This is a genomic window from Lacrimispora amygdalina, from assembly GCF_900205965.1.
Classification (GTDB): Bacteria; Bacillota; Clostridia; order Lachnospirales; family Lachnospiraceae; genus Lacrimispora; species Lacrimispora amygdalina_A.
The window spans coordinates 1-15,915 of sequence record NZ_OAOF01000032.1 but is presented as its reverse complement, the minus strand read 5'-3'; the positions used below and the strand labels follow the sequence as shown (position 1 = coordinate 15,915).

At 42.4% G+C, this 15,915-nt stretch carries 15 protein-coding genes; 2 read left to right on the top strand and 13 right to left on the bottom strand.

Features of this window, described 5'->3' with window-relative positions; all coding sequences use genetic code 11:
• Nucleotides 1-71: 71 nt before the first annotated feature.
• Entirely contained in the window at nucleotides 72-986 is a 915-nt protein-coding gene (locus CRO04_RS23875) for a LysR family transcriptional regulator (RefSeq protein WP_330400928.1), read from the top strand.
• On the opposite strand, the gene CRO04_RS23870 is transcribed toward CRO04_RS23875, so the two are convergent.
• Both CRO04_RS23870 and CRO04_RS23865 read right to left on the bottom strand, forming a co-directional pair.
• The gene (locus tag CRO04_RS23870; RefSeq protein ID WP_097006759.1) at nucleotides 983-1,420 is read right to left on the bottom strand and encodes a PPC domain-containing DNA-binding protein; all 438 of its coding nucleotides are present in this window, start codon (nucleotides 1,418-1,420) and stop codon (nucleotides 983-985) included. The two genes, CRO04_RS23875 and CRO04_RS23870, sit on opposite strands and share 4 nt — an antisense overlap.
• 140 nt (nucleotides 1,421-1,560) lie before the next feature.
• On the bottom strand, nucleotides 1,561-2,247 hold the full coding sequence (locus CRO04_RS23865) for a YoaK family protein (protein ID WP_242974619.1): 687 nt from the start codon (nucleotides 2,245-2,247) through the stop codon (nucleotides 1,561-1,563).
• Between the two features lie 185 nt (nucleotides 2,248-2,432).
• On the opposite strand from CRO04_RS23865, the gene CRO04_RS23860 reads away from it, so the two are divergent.
• Nucleotides 2,433-3,866, top strand: a complete 1,434-nt coding sequence (locus CRO04_RS23860) for an MATE family efflux transporter (protein WP_097006758.1) — start codon at nucleotides 2,433-2,435, stop codon at nucleotides 3,864-3,866.
• Nucleotides 3,867-3,926: 60 nt separating this feature from the next.
• Here CRO04_RS23860 and nrdG read toward each other — a convergent pair whose 3' ends face one another.
• From nrdG to CRO04_RS23805, 11 genes are all read right to left on the bottom strand, one after another.
• On the bottom strand, nucleotides 3,927-4,445 hold the full coding sequence (gene nrdG, locus CRO04_RS23855; protein ID WP_097006757.1) for an anaerobic ribonucleoside-triphosphate reductase activating protein: 519 nt from the start codon (nucleotides 4,443-4,445) through the stop codon (nucleotides 3,927-3,929).
• An 8-nt stretch (nucleotides 4,446-4,453) separates the two neighbouring features.
• The gene (nrdD, locus tag CRO04_RS23850; protein WP_097006756.1) at nucleotides 4,454-6,583 is read right to left on the bottom strand and encodes an anaerobic ribonucleoside-triphosphate reductase; all 2,130 of its coding nucleotides are present in this window, start codon (nucleotides 6,581-6,583) and stop codon (nucleotides 4,454-4,456) included.
• A 113-nt stretch (nucleotides 6,584-6,696) separates the two neighbouring features.
• Nucleotides 6,697-7,320 (bottom strand): flavodoxin family protein, encoded by a 624-nt coding sequence (locus CRO04_RS23845; RefSeq protein ID WP_097006755.1) that lies wholly within the window; start codon nucleotides 7,318-7,320, stop codon nucleotides 6,697-6,699.
• A gap of 18 nt (nucleotides 7,321-7,338) precedes the next feature.
• Nucleotides 7,339-10,485, bottom strand: a complete 3,147-nt coding sequence (locus CRO04_RS23840) for a DEAD/DEAH box helicase (protein ID WP_097006754.1) — start codon at nucleotides 10,483-10,485, stop codon at nucleotides 7,339-7,341.
• Between the two features lie 21 nt (nucleotides 10,486-10,506).
• Nucleotides 10,507-12,276 carry an arginine--tRNA ligase gene (gene argS / locus CRO04_RS23835; protein ID WP_097006753.1) on the bottom strand — a complete coding sequence of 590 codons (1,770 nt, stop codon included), beginning with the start codon at nucleotides 12,274-12,276 and terminating at the stop codon, nucleotides 10,507-10,509.
• A 132-nt stretch (nucleotides 12,277-12,408) separates the two neighbouring features.
• Entirely contained in the window at nucleotides 12,409-12,966 is a 558-nt protein-coding gene (gene efp, locus CRO04_RS23830) for an elongation factor P (protein WP_097006752.1), read from the bottom strand.
• Between the two features lie 203 nt (nucleotides 12,967-13,169).
• Nucleotides 13,170-13,691: a YqeG family HAD IIIA-type phosphatase gene (locus CRO04_RS23825; protein WP_097006751.1), complete on the bottom strand. Its 522-nt coding sequence runs from the start codon at nucleotides 13,689-13,691 to the stop codon at nucleotides 13,170-13,172.
• A gap of 7 nt (nucleotides 13,692-13,698) precedes the next feature.
• Nucleotides 13,699-14,151: a transcriptional regulator NrdR gene (nrdR, locus tag CRO04_RS23820; protein ID WP_097006750.1), complete on the bottom strand. Its 453-nt coding sequence runs from the start codon at nucleotides 14,149-14,151 to the stop codon at nucleotides 13,699-13,701.
• An 86-nt stretch (nucleotides 14,152-14,237) separates the two neighbouring features.
• The gene (locus tag CRO04_RS23815) at nucleotides 14,238-14,498 is read right to left on the bottom strand and encodes a PRC-barrel domain-containing protein (protein ID WP_097006749.1); all 261 of its coding nucleotides are present in this window, start codon (nucleotides 14,496-14,498) and stop codon (nucleotides 14,238-14,240) included.
• Nucleotides 14,499-14,563: 65 nt separating this feature from the next.
• Nucleotides 14,564-15,319: a DUF975 family protein gene (locus CRO04_RS23810; RefSeq protein WP_097006748.1), complete on the bottom strand. Its 756-nt coding sequence runs from the start codon at nucleotides 15,317-15,319 to the stop codon at nucleotides 14,564-14,566.
• The gene (locus CRO04_RS23805) at nucleotides 15,316-15,705 is read right to left on the bottom strand and encodes a DUF4190 domain-containing protein (RefSeq protein WP_097006747.1); all 390 of its coding nucleotides are present in this window, start codon (nucleotides 15,703-15,705) and stop codon (nucleotides 15,316-15,318) included. The genes CRO04_RS23810 and CRO04_RS23805 overlap by 4 nt, the downstream gene beginning before the upstream one ends.
• Nucleotides 15,706-15,915: the final 210 nt, after the last annotated feature.

Sequence of the window (15,915 nt, the reverse complement as noted above, 5' to 3'; positions counted from 1 at the left end):
TTTCTTATAGTTTTTCTTGTAATCCTGCTATACTCAAGCTATACTACAGTTAAGCTGCTGAAAGGAAGAGAATGATGGATACCAAACAGATTGAATATATTTTGAAAATAGCGGAAGAAAACAACATAACAAGAGCTGCAGAAAAGCTTTTTATTACACAACCTGCTCTTAATCAGCAGCTGCTGCGCTTGGAAAAAGAACTTGGAACTCAGCTTTTTCATCGCTCCAGAACTGACTGGCATCCAACGGAAGCCGGAGAAATTTATTTAAAAAATGCACGTTCAATGCTGCAAATTAAAAAAGAGACATATCGCATCATCAACGATATGGTCTCTGAAAAAAAAGGGCATTTATCTGTTGGGTTTACTCCGGGACGGGGCATTGCCATGTTCTCTGCCGTCTATCCAAAATTTCACAAAGAATATCCTGAAATTATTGTCACCCCCAATGAGATGAGCGTAAAAAAGCAACAGACCGCCATTTCAAATGGCGACCTGGATATTGGATTTTTAACGCTCTGCGACAATCAGCGTACCTCCGATCATTATATCCCAATTGTACAAGAAGAAATTTTCCTTGCGATTCCCGCCAGGCATCCCTTAAGCGTCCTTCATTCTTCTAAGTCAGATGAAAATAATTACCCTGAACTGGACATTGCTTCTGTCAAATATGAACCATTTGTTCTGATGTACAAAGAGTCTACCGTGCGCCAGATGGTCGATCATATATTTAAAGAAGCAGCATTTGAACCAAATGTTTTATTTGAGACAGCAAGTACAAGTACGATTCTTACAATGATTCAGGCAAATTTATGCTGCGGCCTGATTCCTTATAACTATATAAAAAACCCAATAGAAGGAATCTCCTGTTTTTCCCTTCCGTCCCACCCTGCCTGGAGTGTGGCAGCCACTTACCGAAAAAACAGCTACCTCACTCATGCAGCAGAATATTTTATAAAACTTGCGAAGGATTACTGGAAAAATTAATGGGTCTCGTCCTCAAACTGAAATAAATTCAACCCGACTGTCTCGTCTTCCCGTCTTCCTACTTTTCCCGGGATTGCAGTGACAACCAGTTCTCCGGTAGCGCTGATAACAGCTCGTCCCAAGTGACCTCCAAAACATTCATTGGTATGCGGATTTCCAATAACCATATGCAAATGGAGATATGGATTTTCTCCTTTTACAGTGATTGTACCAGTCAGGGAAGCAATTTCGTATAAACCTTTGTATTCCCGGCTGTAGTATTGCTTTTTTTCTGTATCAAAAACACCCAGCTGAACAACATTTACCGCCCCCAGTCCGCTCACGGAGGCCAGCATTATTCTTTCTGTCTCGCAAAGGCTGATCAGACTGGTAAGTATCTCATCACCAGGATCCAACCGTATCACAAACGTATTCTCAAACTTTCTATATTCCATGTCCAAACCTCCTTTGGCAGATGTTGATTTCCATAAAACCTGTTACAATATTATTATAAAATTGGGTTAACCGCTTTTATATGGTTATATTTAACAAAATTCTTCTGCAATTATAGCCAAAATGTATATTGTTTCTGATGTTATTTCAAAATCGTTTCTTTTAAGTCTCTCTGAAACATCATAATGAATGCAGCTGATAACAGACCGGAAGAAAACCAGATTGTTTTTTCCTGAAACAAGGGAACAAGAAAGCTTCCGGCAGCCGCTCCCAGCGCAAAAAACAGGATTACACCATAATACCGCAGACATTTTTCCAGACTTTCCCTGTTTTTGGTCTTACGATAACGATACAGCATTTCAGTTGCACTTCTTAAATTTCCAATGCACATCGTACTTGCGAAGGCACTTCCTTTCACTTTTCTAAATGCCTCTACCTGCATAGCACAGACAAATGATACCAATGAGTTAGCAAATAAATTAAACGACTGAGGCATGAAACCAACAAAAAACAGCAGTATAATTTCTATTATTACCACAATCTGTCTCCAGTGAATCGATTCCCTGTACTGATATCTCCCTCTGATTAGTTCGGAAGTATAGATTCCTCCTGCAAATGCCAGAATCGGCAATAGATACAGAAAGGCTGTATGCCAGCTCCGGCTTATCACATTATGGGTAAAGTTTATAATATTACCAGTCTGTGCATTTGCATAAACTTTTCCTCTGTAAAAATAAGTATATGCATCCTGCAGACCGCCAGAGATCGTTAAGATGATAACGGTAGACATCGCTTCCGACATCTGACCTTCTCCTTTTTTCCAATTCATTTTTGATCGTCCTCCTTAACAAAGCATACTATATCACATCTTCCGGTATTTGAAAATCAATCCATCCCAAAAATGAGCAAATAATCTGTAGTTTCGATTAAATTCAACATAAAATTGGTAGCATTTATTAGTTCTTTGCTATATGCTTAATGAGCATTATAACATAGCTCAAAAGGAGAATTCGCATGTCACCAAAAGCAACCTTATCTGCCAAAGACGAAAAGTTCCGTTATTTCGCACTTAACGATAATATGTGGAAAGTTGTTCTTTATGTGGGAGCACCACTGGCACTATATCAGAGTTTAAATCAGCTGTTTAAAATATTTGACTCCATGATGGCAGCACATATCAGTGCCGCATCTGTTTCGGCAGTTGCTTACCTGTCCCAGATTAATTTATCTCTTTCCGCTTTAGGAGGAGGACTTGCCATTGGTTCCAGCTTAAAGATCAGCCAGGCCTATGGAGCAGGTGATTTTGATCTGGTAAAGAAACGAGTCAGCAGCCTGTTCGCCATGTGCGCCTTATTAGGTGCGGCAATCCTAATTATTTTAATGCCCTCTGCAACACAATTTCTCAGACTTGCAAAAACACCGGAAAGTTTTATAGCAGAAGGTACTCAGTATTTCCGCCTGGAGCTGGTTGGTATGGTGATCAGTTTCTTTAATAATGTATACATTGCAATTGAACGGGCAAGAGGAAATTCGAAAAGAATCCTCCATTTAAATATGGGCGTTATCGCAATCAAGTTATCTTTGACCGCTTTATTTGTATATGTGCTGGGATCAGGAATCAACATGATTTCTGTCGCAACCATAATCTCTCAGATTTTTATTCTTATTGCTGCTGTGATCAATCTAAATCAGAAGGACAACGCATTTGGCTATTCATTTCGAAGTATCAGCTTAAAGTCCACGGTAATTGTACCTATGATCACCTTATCCATACCGGTCATTATTGAAAAGATTGCCTTTTCTCTCGGCAAAGTAGTCATCAATTCCATGAGCACGATCTACAGCGCTTTAACAGTTGGTGCTTTGGGAATCTCCAATAATATCGGAGGTATCACCACAATGCCCCAAAACGGATTTCAGGAAGGGGGTTCCGCCATCATCAGCCAGAACATGGGCGCAGGAAAACCAGAGCGTGCACTGAAGGCGTTTGGCTGTATACTGGCAATTAACATTGTGCTGGGAGCGGTACTCATGTCGTTGTCTTTGATCTTTTTAGGTCAGATCAGCAGGCTTTTTGCCGGGGAAGACCAGGAATTCGCCAACATGATAGCTTCTATATATCATTATGAGGCCTATGGTGCCATTCCATTGGGAATTAATGCCTCAATCCTTGCACTTTTATACGGTTTTGGCAAAACCAGAATCACCCTGGCCATCAATTTCTGCCGGGTATTCGTATTTAGAATCCCCGTACTCTGGTACTTACAGAACTTTACGGATTTTGGAAGCACCAGCGTTGGAATGGTGATGGCAATCAGCAATATCTGTACCGGATTGTTTGCCATTGTCATTGGATTCATAGAAATCCGCAAGGTATGTAAAAAATATAATATTACAATACAGATTTTACCAGCTGCTAAAAAAATGCTGCAGAAAACTGATTCCTGACCGATTAAAAAATGAACAGGGTGCTTTTCCTTTGCTCACGCATGGAAAAGCACCCTGTTATTATTCCCACAATATTACTCTGCCTGCTTTAAGAGACTCTGGAACCTTAATAATTCTCTGATTGGAAGATCCCTTAAACCGCAGCTTTAAATCCTTCTTCTCTTCTATAAACTTACCATCTACCAAAACATCCAGGCATGCTAAAATCCGGCGTGTCTCCGGAACACGATCAACCATGCCGCCCAGAATATCTGTTTCAAAATCATATCCTGTATAGCACCAGATGGTTTTGTCATGAAACCGGCGCCAGACTGCTTCCACCAGCTGTAAAATACCTTTCTGGTTGTCCGGATGCAGGGGCTCCCCTCCTAACAGAGAGAGCCCTGCAATATAACTGTGATCAAGACAGCCCAGTATCCGCTCCTGTGTATCCTCTGTATACGCTTCTCCAAAGTGGAAATCCCATGCTTCTGCATTAAAGCAACCCTTACAGTAATGCGTGCAGCCGCTGACAAATAAGGATACTCTCACACCTGGCCCATTGGCAACATCCGTGGGTTTAATTGTCGCAAAATACATGGCTCCTCCTAAAGATGCAGCACTCTGGATTTGATTTCTTTGGTCTTTCCTGTGTTCCAGAAATTCTCTCCTAAATAACCGCAGGTTCTTCTGGTTACATTCATTCGGTTCTTATCTTTATTATGGCACTGTGGACATTCCCATTCCATGTTTTCATTAATAATAATCTCACCGTCATATCCGCATACCTGGCAATAGTCAGACTTGGTATTGAACTCTGCGTACTGAATATTATCATAGATAAATTTTACAATATCTTCCATTGCCTCTAAATTATGCCTCATATTGGGAACTTCCACGTAAGAAATAGCTCCGCCTGAAGAAATCTTCTGGAACTGGCTTTCAAAATTAAATTTGGTAAAAGCATCAATATGCTCTCTTACGTCAACATGATAGGAGTTGGTATAATAGCCTTTATCTGTCACATCAGGAATGCTTCCGAAACGCTCCCGGTCGATCTTGGCAAACCGGTAGCATAAAGATTCAGCCGGTGTGCCGTAAAGTCCAAAGCCGAGACCAGTCTCTTCTTTCCATCTGTCTACAGTCTCTCTCATATAATTCATAACCCTGAGTGCGAATGATTCGCCCTCAGCAGTGGTGTGGCTGACGCCCTTCATAAGCCTGGTTGTTTCGTATAAGCCGATGTATCCAAGGGAAATGGTGGAATACCCGCCGTGAAGGAGGCGGTCAATGGTCTCTCCCTTCTTAAGCCTTGCAATCGCTCCGTACTGCCAGTGAATGGGGCTTACGTCAGACAATGTTCCCTCCAGCGATTTATGCCTGCACATCAGTGCTTCAAAGCAAAGGTTTAACCGTTCTTCCAGCAGATTCCAGAACGTTTTTTCATCACCGTTAGCTATAATTCCAATCTGTGGAAGATTTAAACTCACCACGCCCTGGTTAAATCTTCCTTCGAATTTATAGTTTCCATTCTCGTCCTTCCAGGGAGAAAGAAAGCTTCTGCATCCCATACAGCTGAATACGTTGCCTTCATAATATTCCCGCATCTTTTTAGCGGAAATATAATCCGGGTACATCCGTTTGGAAGAACACTGAACTGCCAGCTTTGTAATAAAATCGTATCTTCCGCCTTTTAAGCAGTTGTTCTCATCAAGAACATAGATCAGCTTTGGAAATGCAGGGGTTACATATACGCCGGATTCGTTCTTAATCCCTTCCAGTCTCTGGCGGAGAACCTCTTCCACAATCATGGCATTCTCTTCAATATATTCATCCTGTTCATCCAGGCATAAGAACAGAGTAACAAAGGGAGCCTGGCCATTGGTTGTCATCAGTGTGTTGATCTGATACTGTATTGTCTGGACACCGGACTTTAACTCATCCCTTAAACGAATGGAAGCCATCTTCTCTATCATCTCTTCGGAAACCGAATCACCGAATTCTTCTTTGATCTGCTTATGGAATTTATGGCTGCTTTTTCTTAAATATTTTCCAAGATGACGGATATCTACAGACTGCCCTCCGTACTGATTGCTGGCTACAGCCGCAATAATCTGGGTCATGACTGTACATGCCACCTGAAAGCTCTTAGGACTTTCAATCATCTTCTCATTCATAACCGTCCCGTTATCCAGCATATCGCCGATGTTGATCAGACAACAGTTAAAAATCGGCTGTACGAAATAATCCGCATCGTGAAAATGAATGGCTCCCTGTTCATGAGCAAGTGAGATCCTCTCCGGCAGAAGCATTCTCTTTGTTAAGTCCCTGGAAACCTCTCCTGCTATATAATCTCTCTGTGTCGATGCAAGAATGGTATTCTTATTGGAGTTCTCCTCAGCCAGCTCTTTATTCTCGTTCTTAATCAGTTTTAAAATGGATTCATCCGTAGTATTAGCCTTACGAAGCAAAGCTCTCTGGTAACGGTAAATGATATATTTTTTGGACAATGTATACTTGTTATTATTTACAAGACCGCTTTCGATCATGTCCTGAATGGTCTCCACATTCATCACATCTTCTGAATGGCTTTCCACATGATCTAAAATGGCATGTATCATGTCCTCGCCAGCCTGCTCAGAAAACTCCACCTCAGCATTGGCTTTGCAAATTGCCTTGATGATCTTCTCTCTGTCATACTCCACAATTCTGCCGTCGCGCTTTTGTACTTTTATCATTCCTGTCACCCTAACCTATTCAATATTTTGTATAATATTTTTTATATTCACTACATATAGTGCTTTTTAATTATACACCACCCAGAAAAAATGTAAAGGAGATTTTTGGAATTTTAACGGATAAAGTTAGTCCATACTTTTTCTTCTTGCTTTGGAATACCGATTCCTGCTGCCTTTCCCGCCTCAATACATTTTAAAAGCCAAGCCATATTTTTTCCCAGAGTCCTCATTGTGTAAAGTCCTTCTAAATCCTGTTCCACTTCCTCCGGAGTTCTTCCATGTACCATATTCCAATAGGATGAGGAAACAAGCGGCATCTGGGCAATGGTGAAATATTTATTTAAGGCATCAAGGGTAGCCGTAGTACCCGCTCTTCGTGCTGAAGCAATGGCTGCTCCCGGTTTATGGGCGAAATTTCTTCCTCCTGCATAAAAGAGACGGTCAAGGAATGAAAACAGCGCTCCATTGGCAGATGCATAATAAACCGGCGAACCTACAATGAGACCATCTGCCAGTTTCATCTTTTCAATAAATTCATTGACCGGGTCATCCTCAAATACACAGGCGCCTATCTTCATACATGCTCCGCATGCAATACATCCATGAATTGCCTTAGTACCCATATGAACCAGTTCTGTATCAATTCCCTCTGCATTTAATGCCCCTTCTACTTCAAGAAGGGCGCGATTGGTGCAGCCTTCCCTGTGAGGGCTGCCGTTTAATAACAATACGTTCATGACTCTCCTGTCCTTTCTTTAATCCAGAAGTCCCAGCAAGTCTTCCCTGGTCAGATTACTCAGGGAAACGGTTCCTTCTGTTATAATCTGTTCCGCCAGATCTTTTTTGGATTCCTGAAGCTTTAAAATATTTTCTTCAATCGTACCCTTGGTGATCAGTTTAAATACCGTCACCTGTTTGTCCTGTCCAATTCTGTGAGCTCTGTCTGTCGCCTGATTCTGTGCTGCCACATTCCACCAGGGATCAAAATGAATGACCATATCTGCTGCAGTTAAATTAAGACCCGTTCCCCCCGCCTTTAACGAGATGAGGAATAGGGGTATATCATCATTTTTAAAGGATTTGACCATATGAAGCCGCTCTTCCTTGGGAGTCGCACCAGTCAGCATATAATAAGAAATCCCTTCCGCTTTCAGCCTTGCTGCGATGATTTCTAACATTGAGGTGAACTGGGAAAACAGAAGGATCTTATGTCCTCCCTCCACACCATTTTTGATCAGGTCAACACAGGTTTCAAGTTTAGCGGAGGCTCCCCTGTAGTTCTCATAACACAAATGTGGATCGCAGCAGATCTGGCGCAGCTTTGTAAGCTCTGCCAGTATCTGGATGTTATCCCTGCCGGTTCTGTCGCCTCTGTTTTCCAGTTCTGACTTTAAGCGGTACGCGTTGGCTGCATAGATATCCTTTTGCTCTTTATCAAAAGCGGAGTACACAACTGTCTCCAGTTTATCCGGCAGTTCCTTCAATACATCCTTTTTAAGTCTTCTTAATATAAATGGTCCTATCAGGCGGTGAAGGCTCTCTAAAACCCATTGCTCCTGATTCTTTACGATTGGCAGCTCATATTCTTTCTTAAATTTCTGATAATGAAACAAAAAGCCAGGCATCAGAAAATCAAAAATACTCCAAAGCTCAGAAAGTCTGTTTTCTATGGGTGTTCCAGTCAGTGCAAATCTGCAGACAGCGTCAACTGCTTTCACCGCCCTGGCGCTCTGCGTGGATGCATTCTTAATGTACTGGGCTTCGTCAATAATCTGAAACCGGAATGTTCTGCCCTCATAAAGATCAATATCCCGTTTCAGCAAATCATATGACGTAACCAATACACTGCCTTTCTCCAGATTCCTTAACTGCTCTTCCCTCTCCGCAGCCGTACCTGTTACCGTTACTACGTTTAATTCAGGGGCAAATAAGTGAATTTCATTCTCCCAGTTAAAGACGAGAGAAGCCGGGCAGACAACGAGAAATTCAGTATCCGGATTCTTCTGTGCTTCATCCAGAATTAACGTAATGATCTGAAGAGTCTTGCCCAGTCCCATATCATCAGCAAGAATTCCGCCAAAACCATAGTGGTCCAGAGTTTTAAGCCAGAGGTACCCGGTCTTTTGATAGCCCCTGAGCACATGCTTTAAGGACTGGGGTATTTCAAAATCACTGTCTTCCACAGATTTCATCCCACGGACTACGGCTTTGTACAGCTGGTCCCTGTATAAGGTTATGCCGCTTTCCTCTTTAAATAGACCATCCAGATAAAGAGCCCTGTATTTGGGAAGCCGGAAGCTTTTCTGCTCCATCTCATCCGGACTCACTCCCAGCCCTTCCACCAGCTTTGCTATTGTGATCAGACCGTTGTCCTCAAGATTTACAAACTCTCCGCTTTTGAGCCGGTAGTATTTCTTTTTACTGCTGTATTCAGATAAAAGCCTGACTAAGTCTGTGCCTGTCAATTCCCCTGCATCCACATTCAGTTCCAGCCAGTTCCCCGCACTTTTTACACCCACTGCGATTTTAGGAGGAGGAAGCACCTTCAGCTTTTTAAATGACTCAGAAAAATACACCTCTCCCACAGCCATAAACTCTCTTACTCCCTGGGTGAGAAGGCGGTATACTGCTTCTTCGTCATCCCGTATGGCCGGATAATCAGATTCATATTCCCTGTATTTAAAATATCTGGTAATCAGCTGGCTGATACGGAATTCTCCCGGAACATCCCTGCAAACGGTCCGCGGCAGTCTTTCATCCTCCACCGGCTGAAAAGAATAACTTCCATAAGAAAGCGTAGGGCGAAGGACCAGTTTATTCAGACCGTCGGAATCAAACTCAAATTTTGCCTTAAGTTCATCCGGCTGAAAGGACTCCAGGTCAAGACTGCCCGAATCAACGGTACAATATGCGGAAATCCTTTTTATTACCCGCTCATAAAAAAGAGGCATATCCTTATTGTTTATTTCTGTCTGGTAGTCCGTTCCATAGCCATTTATCATCTGGTTTAAAAAAACTCCCAGAGTATCACTGCAGGGCTGGTCGCAGCAATAGAGATATCTTCTGTCTCCCAGATAAAGATGAGTCTCTCCCTTCAGCACCAGGAGGTTATTATCTATGGAAATGCGAACTCCATCTCTGCCTGTACGGGCTGCCGTCACAGTCAGATCGGGATTGCAGTTTGATATCTCCAGCTGCCGTTTCTCTCCCTTGTGATCCTCAAACTCCAGCGTATTTCCCTTCATAATCTGAAAAAAACGGTCTCTTGCCGTTTTGCTCAGATTTAAGTAGCGCATTACCGGTCGTGCAGAAAATGAACTTTTTTGCATCTGTTCATACTGCTCGCAGTAGGAATTAATGACTTCCAGCATAAAATCCAGCAATGGGCGGCTTTTTTTAACAAAAACAGAGCGGTTGTGATAAAAAGAAAGATTTTTACCATATTCTACATAGGTTCCATGATCCATTGCATCCGCAAAGGCCGCTAAATCCTTGATCAGGTAAAGACGGTCTCTGCCAAGCTTTACCTCCAGCTTAACTTCCCTGCGGCTTACAATCACAGATACCGACAGATGAATCTGTTCTTCCTGTCCCTCGCTCATAATTCTTGCCACTTCTCCATTGGTGTACTCGCGGATCATGGCTCTGGCCTGGGCGGAGGTAACAACCGGCTTGCCCTGATTTCCTGCTTCCTGTTCCTCATACGCCTTTAAAAGGGCCTTACAGTGAGGGCACATCCCCCGATAAGAATTTCCCAGGGCACAGGAACAAGAGTAGTCAAATACCTGACTACCCTTGAGATGAAGACTTGCCTTATATTGTTTTCCCTGATCTTCCACCAGTGCTTTTACTCCTGTTTCACCTTTCCAGAAAGCATTGGCAGTTATCTGTGACACTTTCATAAACCCTCACATCCGTTCCCTTTACATTCGTTCCGGTGCCTCAATTCCCAGTACTCCGATGCAGGTGCTCAATACGTCCTTAGTCAGACGAATCAGACCGATCCAGGAAGCCTGCTGCTCCTTGTTCTCCTCGGAGATGATCTTCGTATCATGATAGAAACGGTTGAATGAATTGGCCAGTTCATACACGTACTGACAGATCTTATGAGGAGCCAGCTCCAGGAATGCGTTCTCTGTCACTTCATTGTATCTGGACAGCTGAAGCATAAGATCCTTTTCGGCCTCGGAGGATGCAGGAAGAATCAGTTCCTTTTCCTGATTTAGCTCCTTAAGAGCCTGGTATTTAGCCAGAATGGACTTTATACGCACAATGGTGTAAAGGATGTAAGGACCTGTATTCCCTTCAAAGGACAGAAACCGCTCCATATCAAAGACATAATCTTTCGCTGCCTGATTGGATAAGTCACCGTATTTTAAAGCTGCCATACCCACCATTTTAGAAGTTTCTCTTGCTTCTTCTTCTGAAACGGTACGGTTCTCCATGATTTTTTCATATGCAGCCTGGCTGATATCAGAAATCAGGGTTTCCAGACGCAGAACTCCTCCGTCCCTTGTTTTAAACGGTTTTCCGTCTTTGCCGTTCATAGTACCGAAAGCAAGATGGGACATCTTCTTATCAGCACTTACAAAGCCGGCCTTTTTCGCCACACGGAATACCTGGGTAAAATGCAGTTCCTGACGTTTGTCCGTTACATAAATATACCAGTCCGGCTTAATCTCCTTCTCTCTCTCTATAATGGTACCCAGATCTGAGGTGGAGTAAAGAGCTGCCCCGTCGGACTTTCTTATAATGCAGGGGGGAAGTTCTTTTGAATCTCCTTCCTGGACAACATCTACCACAAGAGCTCCCTGGCTTTCGTAGGCAAGCCCTTTGGCCGTCAGCTCCTTTATCACCTCCGGTATATAAGGCTCTGCATCGCTTTCTCCCTTCCACAGATCAAAGGTTACATTCAGATTACCGTAATTCATCTTTAAATCCGCAACGGAAATGTTGATAATATGCTGCCAGATCGCACGATAGGGGCGGTATCCATTCTGCAGCTTTAAGGTGGCATCATGGGCTCTCCTGCTAAATACTTCGTCTTCTTTTGATTTTAAACTGGCTGCAGGATAAATCTCCTCTAATTCGCTGATTGTAAAGGGAGCTTCCTTCGGATATTCCCCTTCAAATGATTCATCAAAATAAGGAAGATCCGGTTTTCTGTCTTTTAATTCTTCGATAATCAGACCCATCTGGAGTCCCCAGTCTCCTAAATGCACATCGCCGATGATGTGATGTCCAAGGAAACGTCCCATGCGCTTGATACTCTCTCCAATAACAGCAGACCGGAGATGTCCCACGTGAAGGGGCTTTGCCACATTAGCTCCGCCGTAATCCACAACGATGGTCATAGGTTCGTCTGCTTCCTCACAGCCACAGCGGCCGTCGTCTGCCATTCCATTCATATATTCCGCCAGATATCCGGCATTGAGTTTTAAATTAATAAATCCGGGCATTACAGCATCCACAGAAGTAAAAACGTGACTTCCGGCAAGTTTTGACACCACTTCCGATGCGATATCAAACGGTTTCTTTTTATAAGCTTTGGCTGCCGCCATGGCTCCGTTGCACTGGTACTCGCAAAGATCCGGACGGTTGGATAAGGTCACCTTTGCATAAATTTCATCGTATCCGCTGTCTGCAAAAGCTGTCTTCATCTCTGCCGTAATTAAATCAAGAATCTTCTTCATCGGTTTTATGATCTCCTTTTTTATCCAGAAATTTCTAAGCTAAATAACAATTATATTACAAGTACCTAAAAAAATCAAATCATTTAGGGCAGAAAGAAAAAAAGACCGGATATCCCGGCCCTTTTTAACTGATTAAATTCTTGACAGGTATTCACCTGAACGTGTATCAATCTTAATCTTATCACCCTGTTCAACAAATAAAGGTACATAAACCACTGCGCCGGTTTCCACGGTAGCCGGTTTGGTTGCGCCCTGAGCAGTATCACCCTTGAATCCTGGCTCTGTATCAGTAATAACCAGTTCCACAAATAACGGAGGCTCTACGGAATACACCTTACCATTGTAAGAACATACCTTTACTGTATCATTCTCTTTCACAAACTTTAATGCATCTCCAATGACATCATTGCTTAATGCAACCTGTTCATAGCTGCTGGTATCCATAAAGTTATGAAGATCTCCATCGGCATACAGATACTGCATGTCTACTCTGTCGATTCTTGCCTGGGGAAACTTCTCTGTCGGGCGGAATGTGCGCTCTACAACGCCGCCGTTTACCACATCTTTAATCTTAGTTCTTACGAAAGCAGCACCTTTACCAGGTTTCACGTGCTGAAACTCCATAATCTGATATACAGTACCATCGATCTCCAATGTGATACCGTTTCTAAAATCACCCGCTGATATCATAAATGATATTCCTCCTTGAATTCTCTTCTTAACCTTTTATATTCTATACTAAAATAAATGCATTTTCAACCGTTTTTTGCAAATAACACCTTTTTTCTTTAACACTTATCCATTGTCAGCGCAGAAAAAAGAGCATGCATGTCCACATAAATTAATGACTTATGCTATTATAACCGGAAATATCAAATATACCCAATTAACGGTCAGCGCTGCTTCATACGCCTGATTTTCTTCCTTCTGTGGTAAAAATACAGAACAACTGACTCCAGCTTCCGTTTCAAACGAATCTGGATTTCCTCGCTGGGATGGATCCTTTTTACCAGAATGCTGTGGATCCCGGCTCTCTTGGCACCGAATACATCTGTAAAAAGCTGGTCACCAATAAAAATAGTATTGGAAGCATTGGTTCCCATCAGCTTCATGGCTTGCTGATATCCCCGGATTCCAGGCTTTTTTCCTTTAAAAATATACTTTAGGCTTCCTGCATCCTGAGCGAATGCAGAGACTCTCGGTTCCTTGTTATTGGACAAAAGGCAGGTTTCCATTCCCATCTGGTGAAGCATGGAAAACAGCTTTTTCGCCCGGTTGTCCGCCGGCGCCCCGTGGGGTACAAGGGTATTGTCAACATCAAAAATAACACCTCTGATTCCTTTTTTATAAAATTCCTCAAAGGGTATTTCATACGTGGAATTAACGTCTTCGTCTGGATAAAATCTCTGTAACATAGTTCTCCTACTTCTTTAATAATTTTCCTATTTCTTCCATAAAGGTATTCACATCTTTAAATTCCCTGTAAACGGAAGCAAAACGCACATATGCCACTTCATCCACTTCCTGAAGTTTTTTCATAACCAGTTCGCCTATGACGGTGCTTTCTACTTCTTTTTCCTCCCGGTTAAAAACCTGGGTTTCGATTTCATCTACCATGGCAGCAATCTGCTGGGAAGAAACCGGTCTTTTATGGCAGGAATGAAGGATACCCGCTTCTATCTTGGAGCGGTCGTAAACCTCCCTGGAATTATCCTTTTTTATTACCATAAGGGGCATGGTTTCCAGCTTTTCATAAGTAGTAAACCGTTTCCCGCACTTTTCGCACTGTCTGCGGCGTCTGATCGAACTGTTGTCGTCTGCTGGTCTGGAATCAATGACCTTTGTATCTGCCTCGTTGCAAAATGGACATTTCACGCCTCGGATCCTCCTGTCTTACGGACTGTAACTATTATTACGTATATCATAACTTACAATCCATAGTTGCGCAAGCCTATCTTCTGTTAAATGCCGCATTTTTCCGTTGCTTTTTCCAAATCCACGTTTACCAGGATAATATCAGGGCCTACCTGCCTGATATCACAAAACGGGATAACATATTCTCTTTCCCTGACCAGAAAGCCGCAAAAGCATCCGGGACCTGGTACAATGATTGCCAGCAGACAGCCGGTCTCCATATCAAAATCAACGTCTCCAACAAAGCCAAGACGTCTGCAGTCACAGATATTAATCACTTCTTTTTGCTTCAGATCACAAATGCGCATAAGACACACCTCCTATAGTGTATTCTATGCGCATCCACCCCCTGTGACACGGTTTCAAATTAAAATTACTGTTTCAATTCTTTATAGTATTCCGTATAGGTGGCATACATATACGGATAAATCCAAAGATATGCAATGCCAAAAGAAAAGTAGCCTAAAAATACCAGTCCGATAAAACTTAAATTAAGATAGAACAGGCTTCCCTTGTTCCCATTCATCAGCTCTGCACTCTCTCTGATGCACTGAAATACCCCTTTGTCGGGCGCTTCCACAAAAATATACATAGCCTGGGACACGTACAGGGATGTGACCATAATCCCTGCTAACAGCAGCAAATATGTGATAATCAGTAAAACTACCATAACCGGAATATAATTGGTAACGGCAGCCACAGCCAGTACCACATAATAGGGAATGGCCCAGATCATCATCATCAGAAAGATGATGATGTTCAATCCAATAAACTTATGGGGCTTATTCTTGAATCCATAAAGAAGGTCTGATATCTTAGCCGGTCTGTCCCCGCTGATATTTAAAAATATCTTAAACATTCCTGGTGTAAACAAAGAAACTATGACAAGCATAAGTATCGTCACAATTCCCACAACAATTATGATTATTGTGAATTCTTTCATATGTACACCTGCTCCAGGTACCATTCCGCTACTCATAAAAGCACTTACTAATGCTGCAAAAAACACCATAATAAAAATGACTGACATAATTGCGCCAACAATCAGCTGAGCTCCCACACAGAGACCGTAGTTGCCCATAAGCTTCTGCTTTGCACGCTTTTTCAGCTCTTTTGATGATATTTTCAATGAAACGCACCTCCTGTACTGAGCTTATCCATCACTATCCATGTTATAAACGCAATCATAACAACCACGGTAAGTACCAAAGCAATGATAGAGGTAATGAGTCCTGCTTTCGCATTCCCTTCAAAATGGTCCTCTGTTTTAGAGAGCAGTGCGAATACAATACCCAGGCTGCCGAATATAAAACCTCCATAACAGCTGCAGGCTGTAACAATACCAATAATTCCCATAATCAGAGAGGCAAGTGCCATATAATTCTGCTTTTTCTGCGGCTGCTGGAAGTTAACGGCATTATTCTGCTCTATGTCAGAATTTACAGAAACAGGCTGTATTCCGTTCTCCGGTGATACTGAAGGATCATTGAAATCCATCTGATTATCCTGATCCATAAATGATCATCTCCTTTTTAGTCATAATAAAGGAATTATACATTATTTTCCATTATATGTAAAATGAAGTTTTTCTTTCAATTTTTCATATTAATCATAACCACCGGCTTAGCCGGTGGTTTGCTCTGGCCCTATAAGGGCCTGTTACCGGCACTGGAGTCTAAAGACTCATTGAAAGGTTCGCCAGCCGCAACATCATTTACCTGCCAA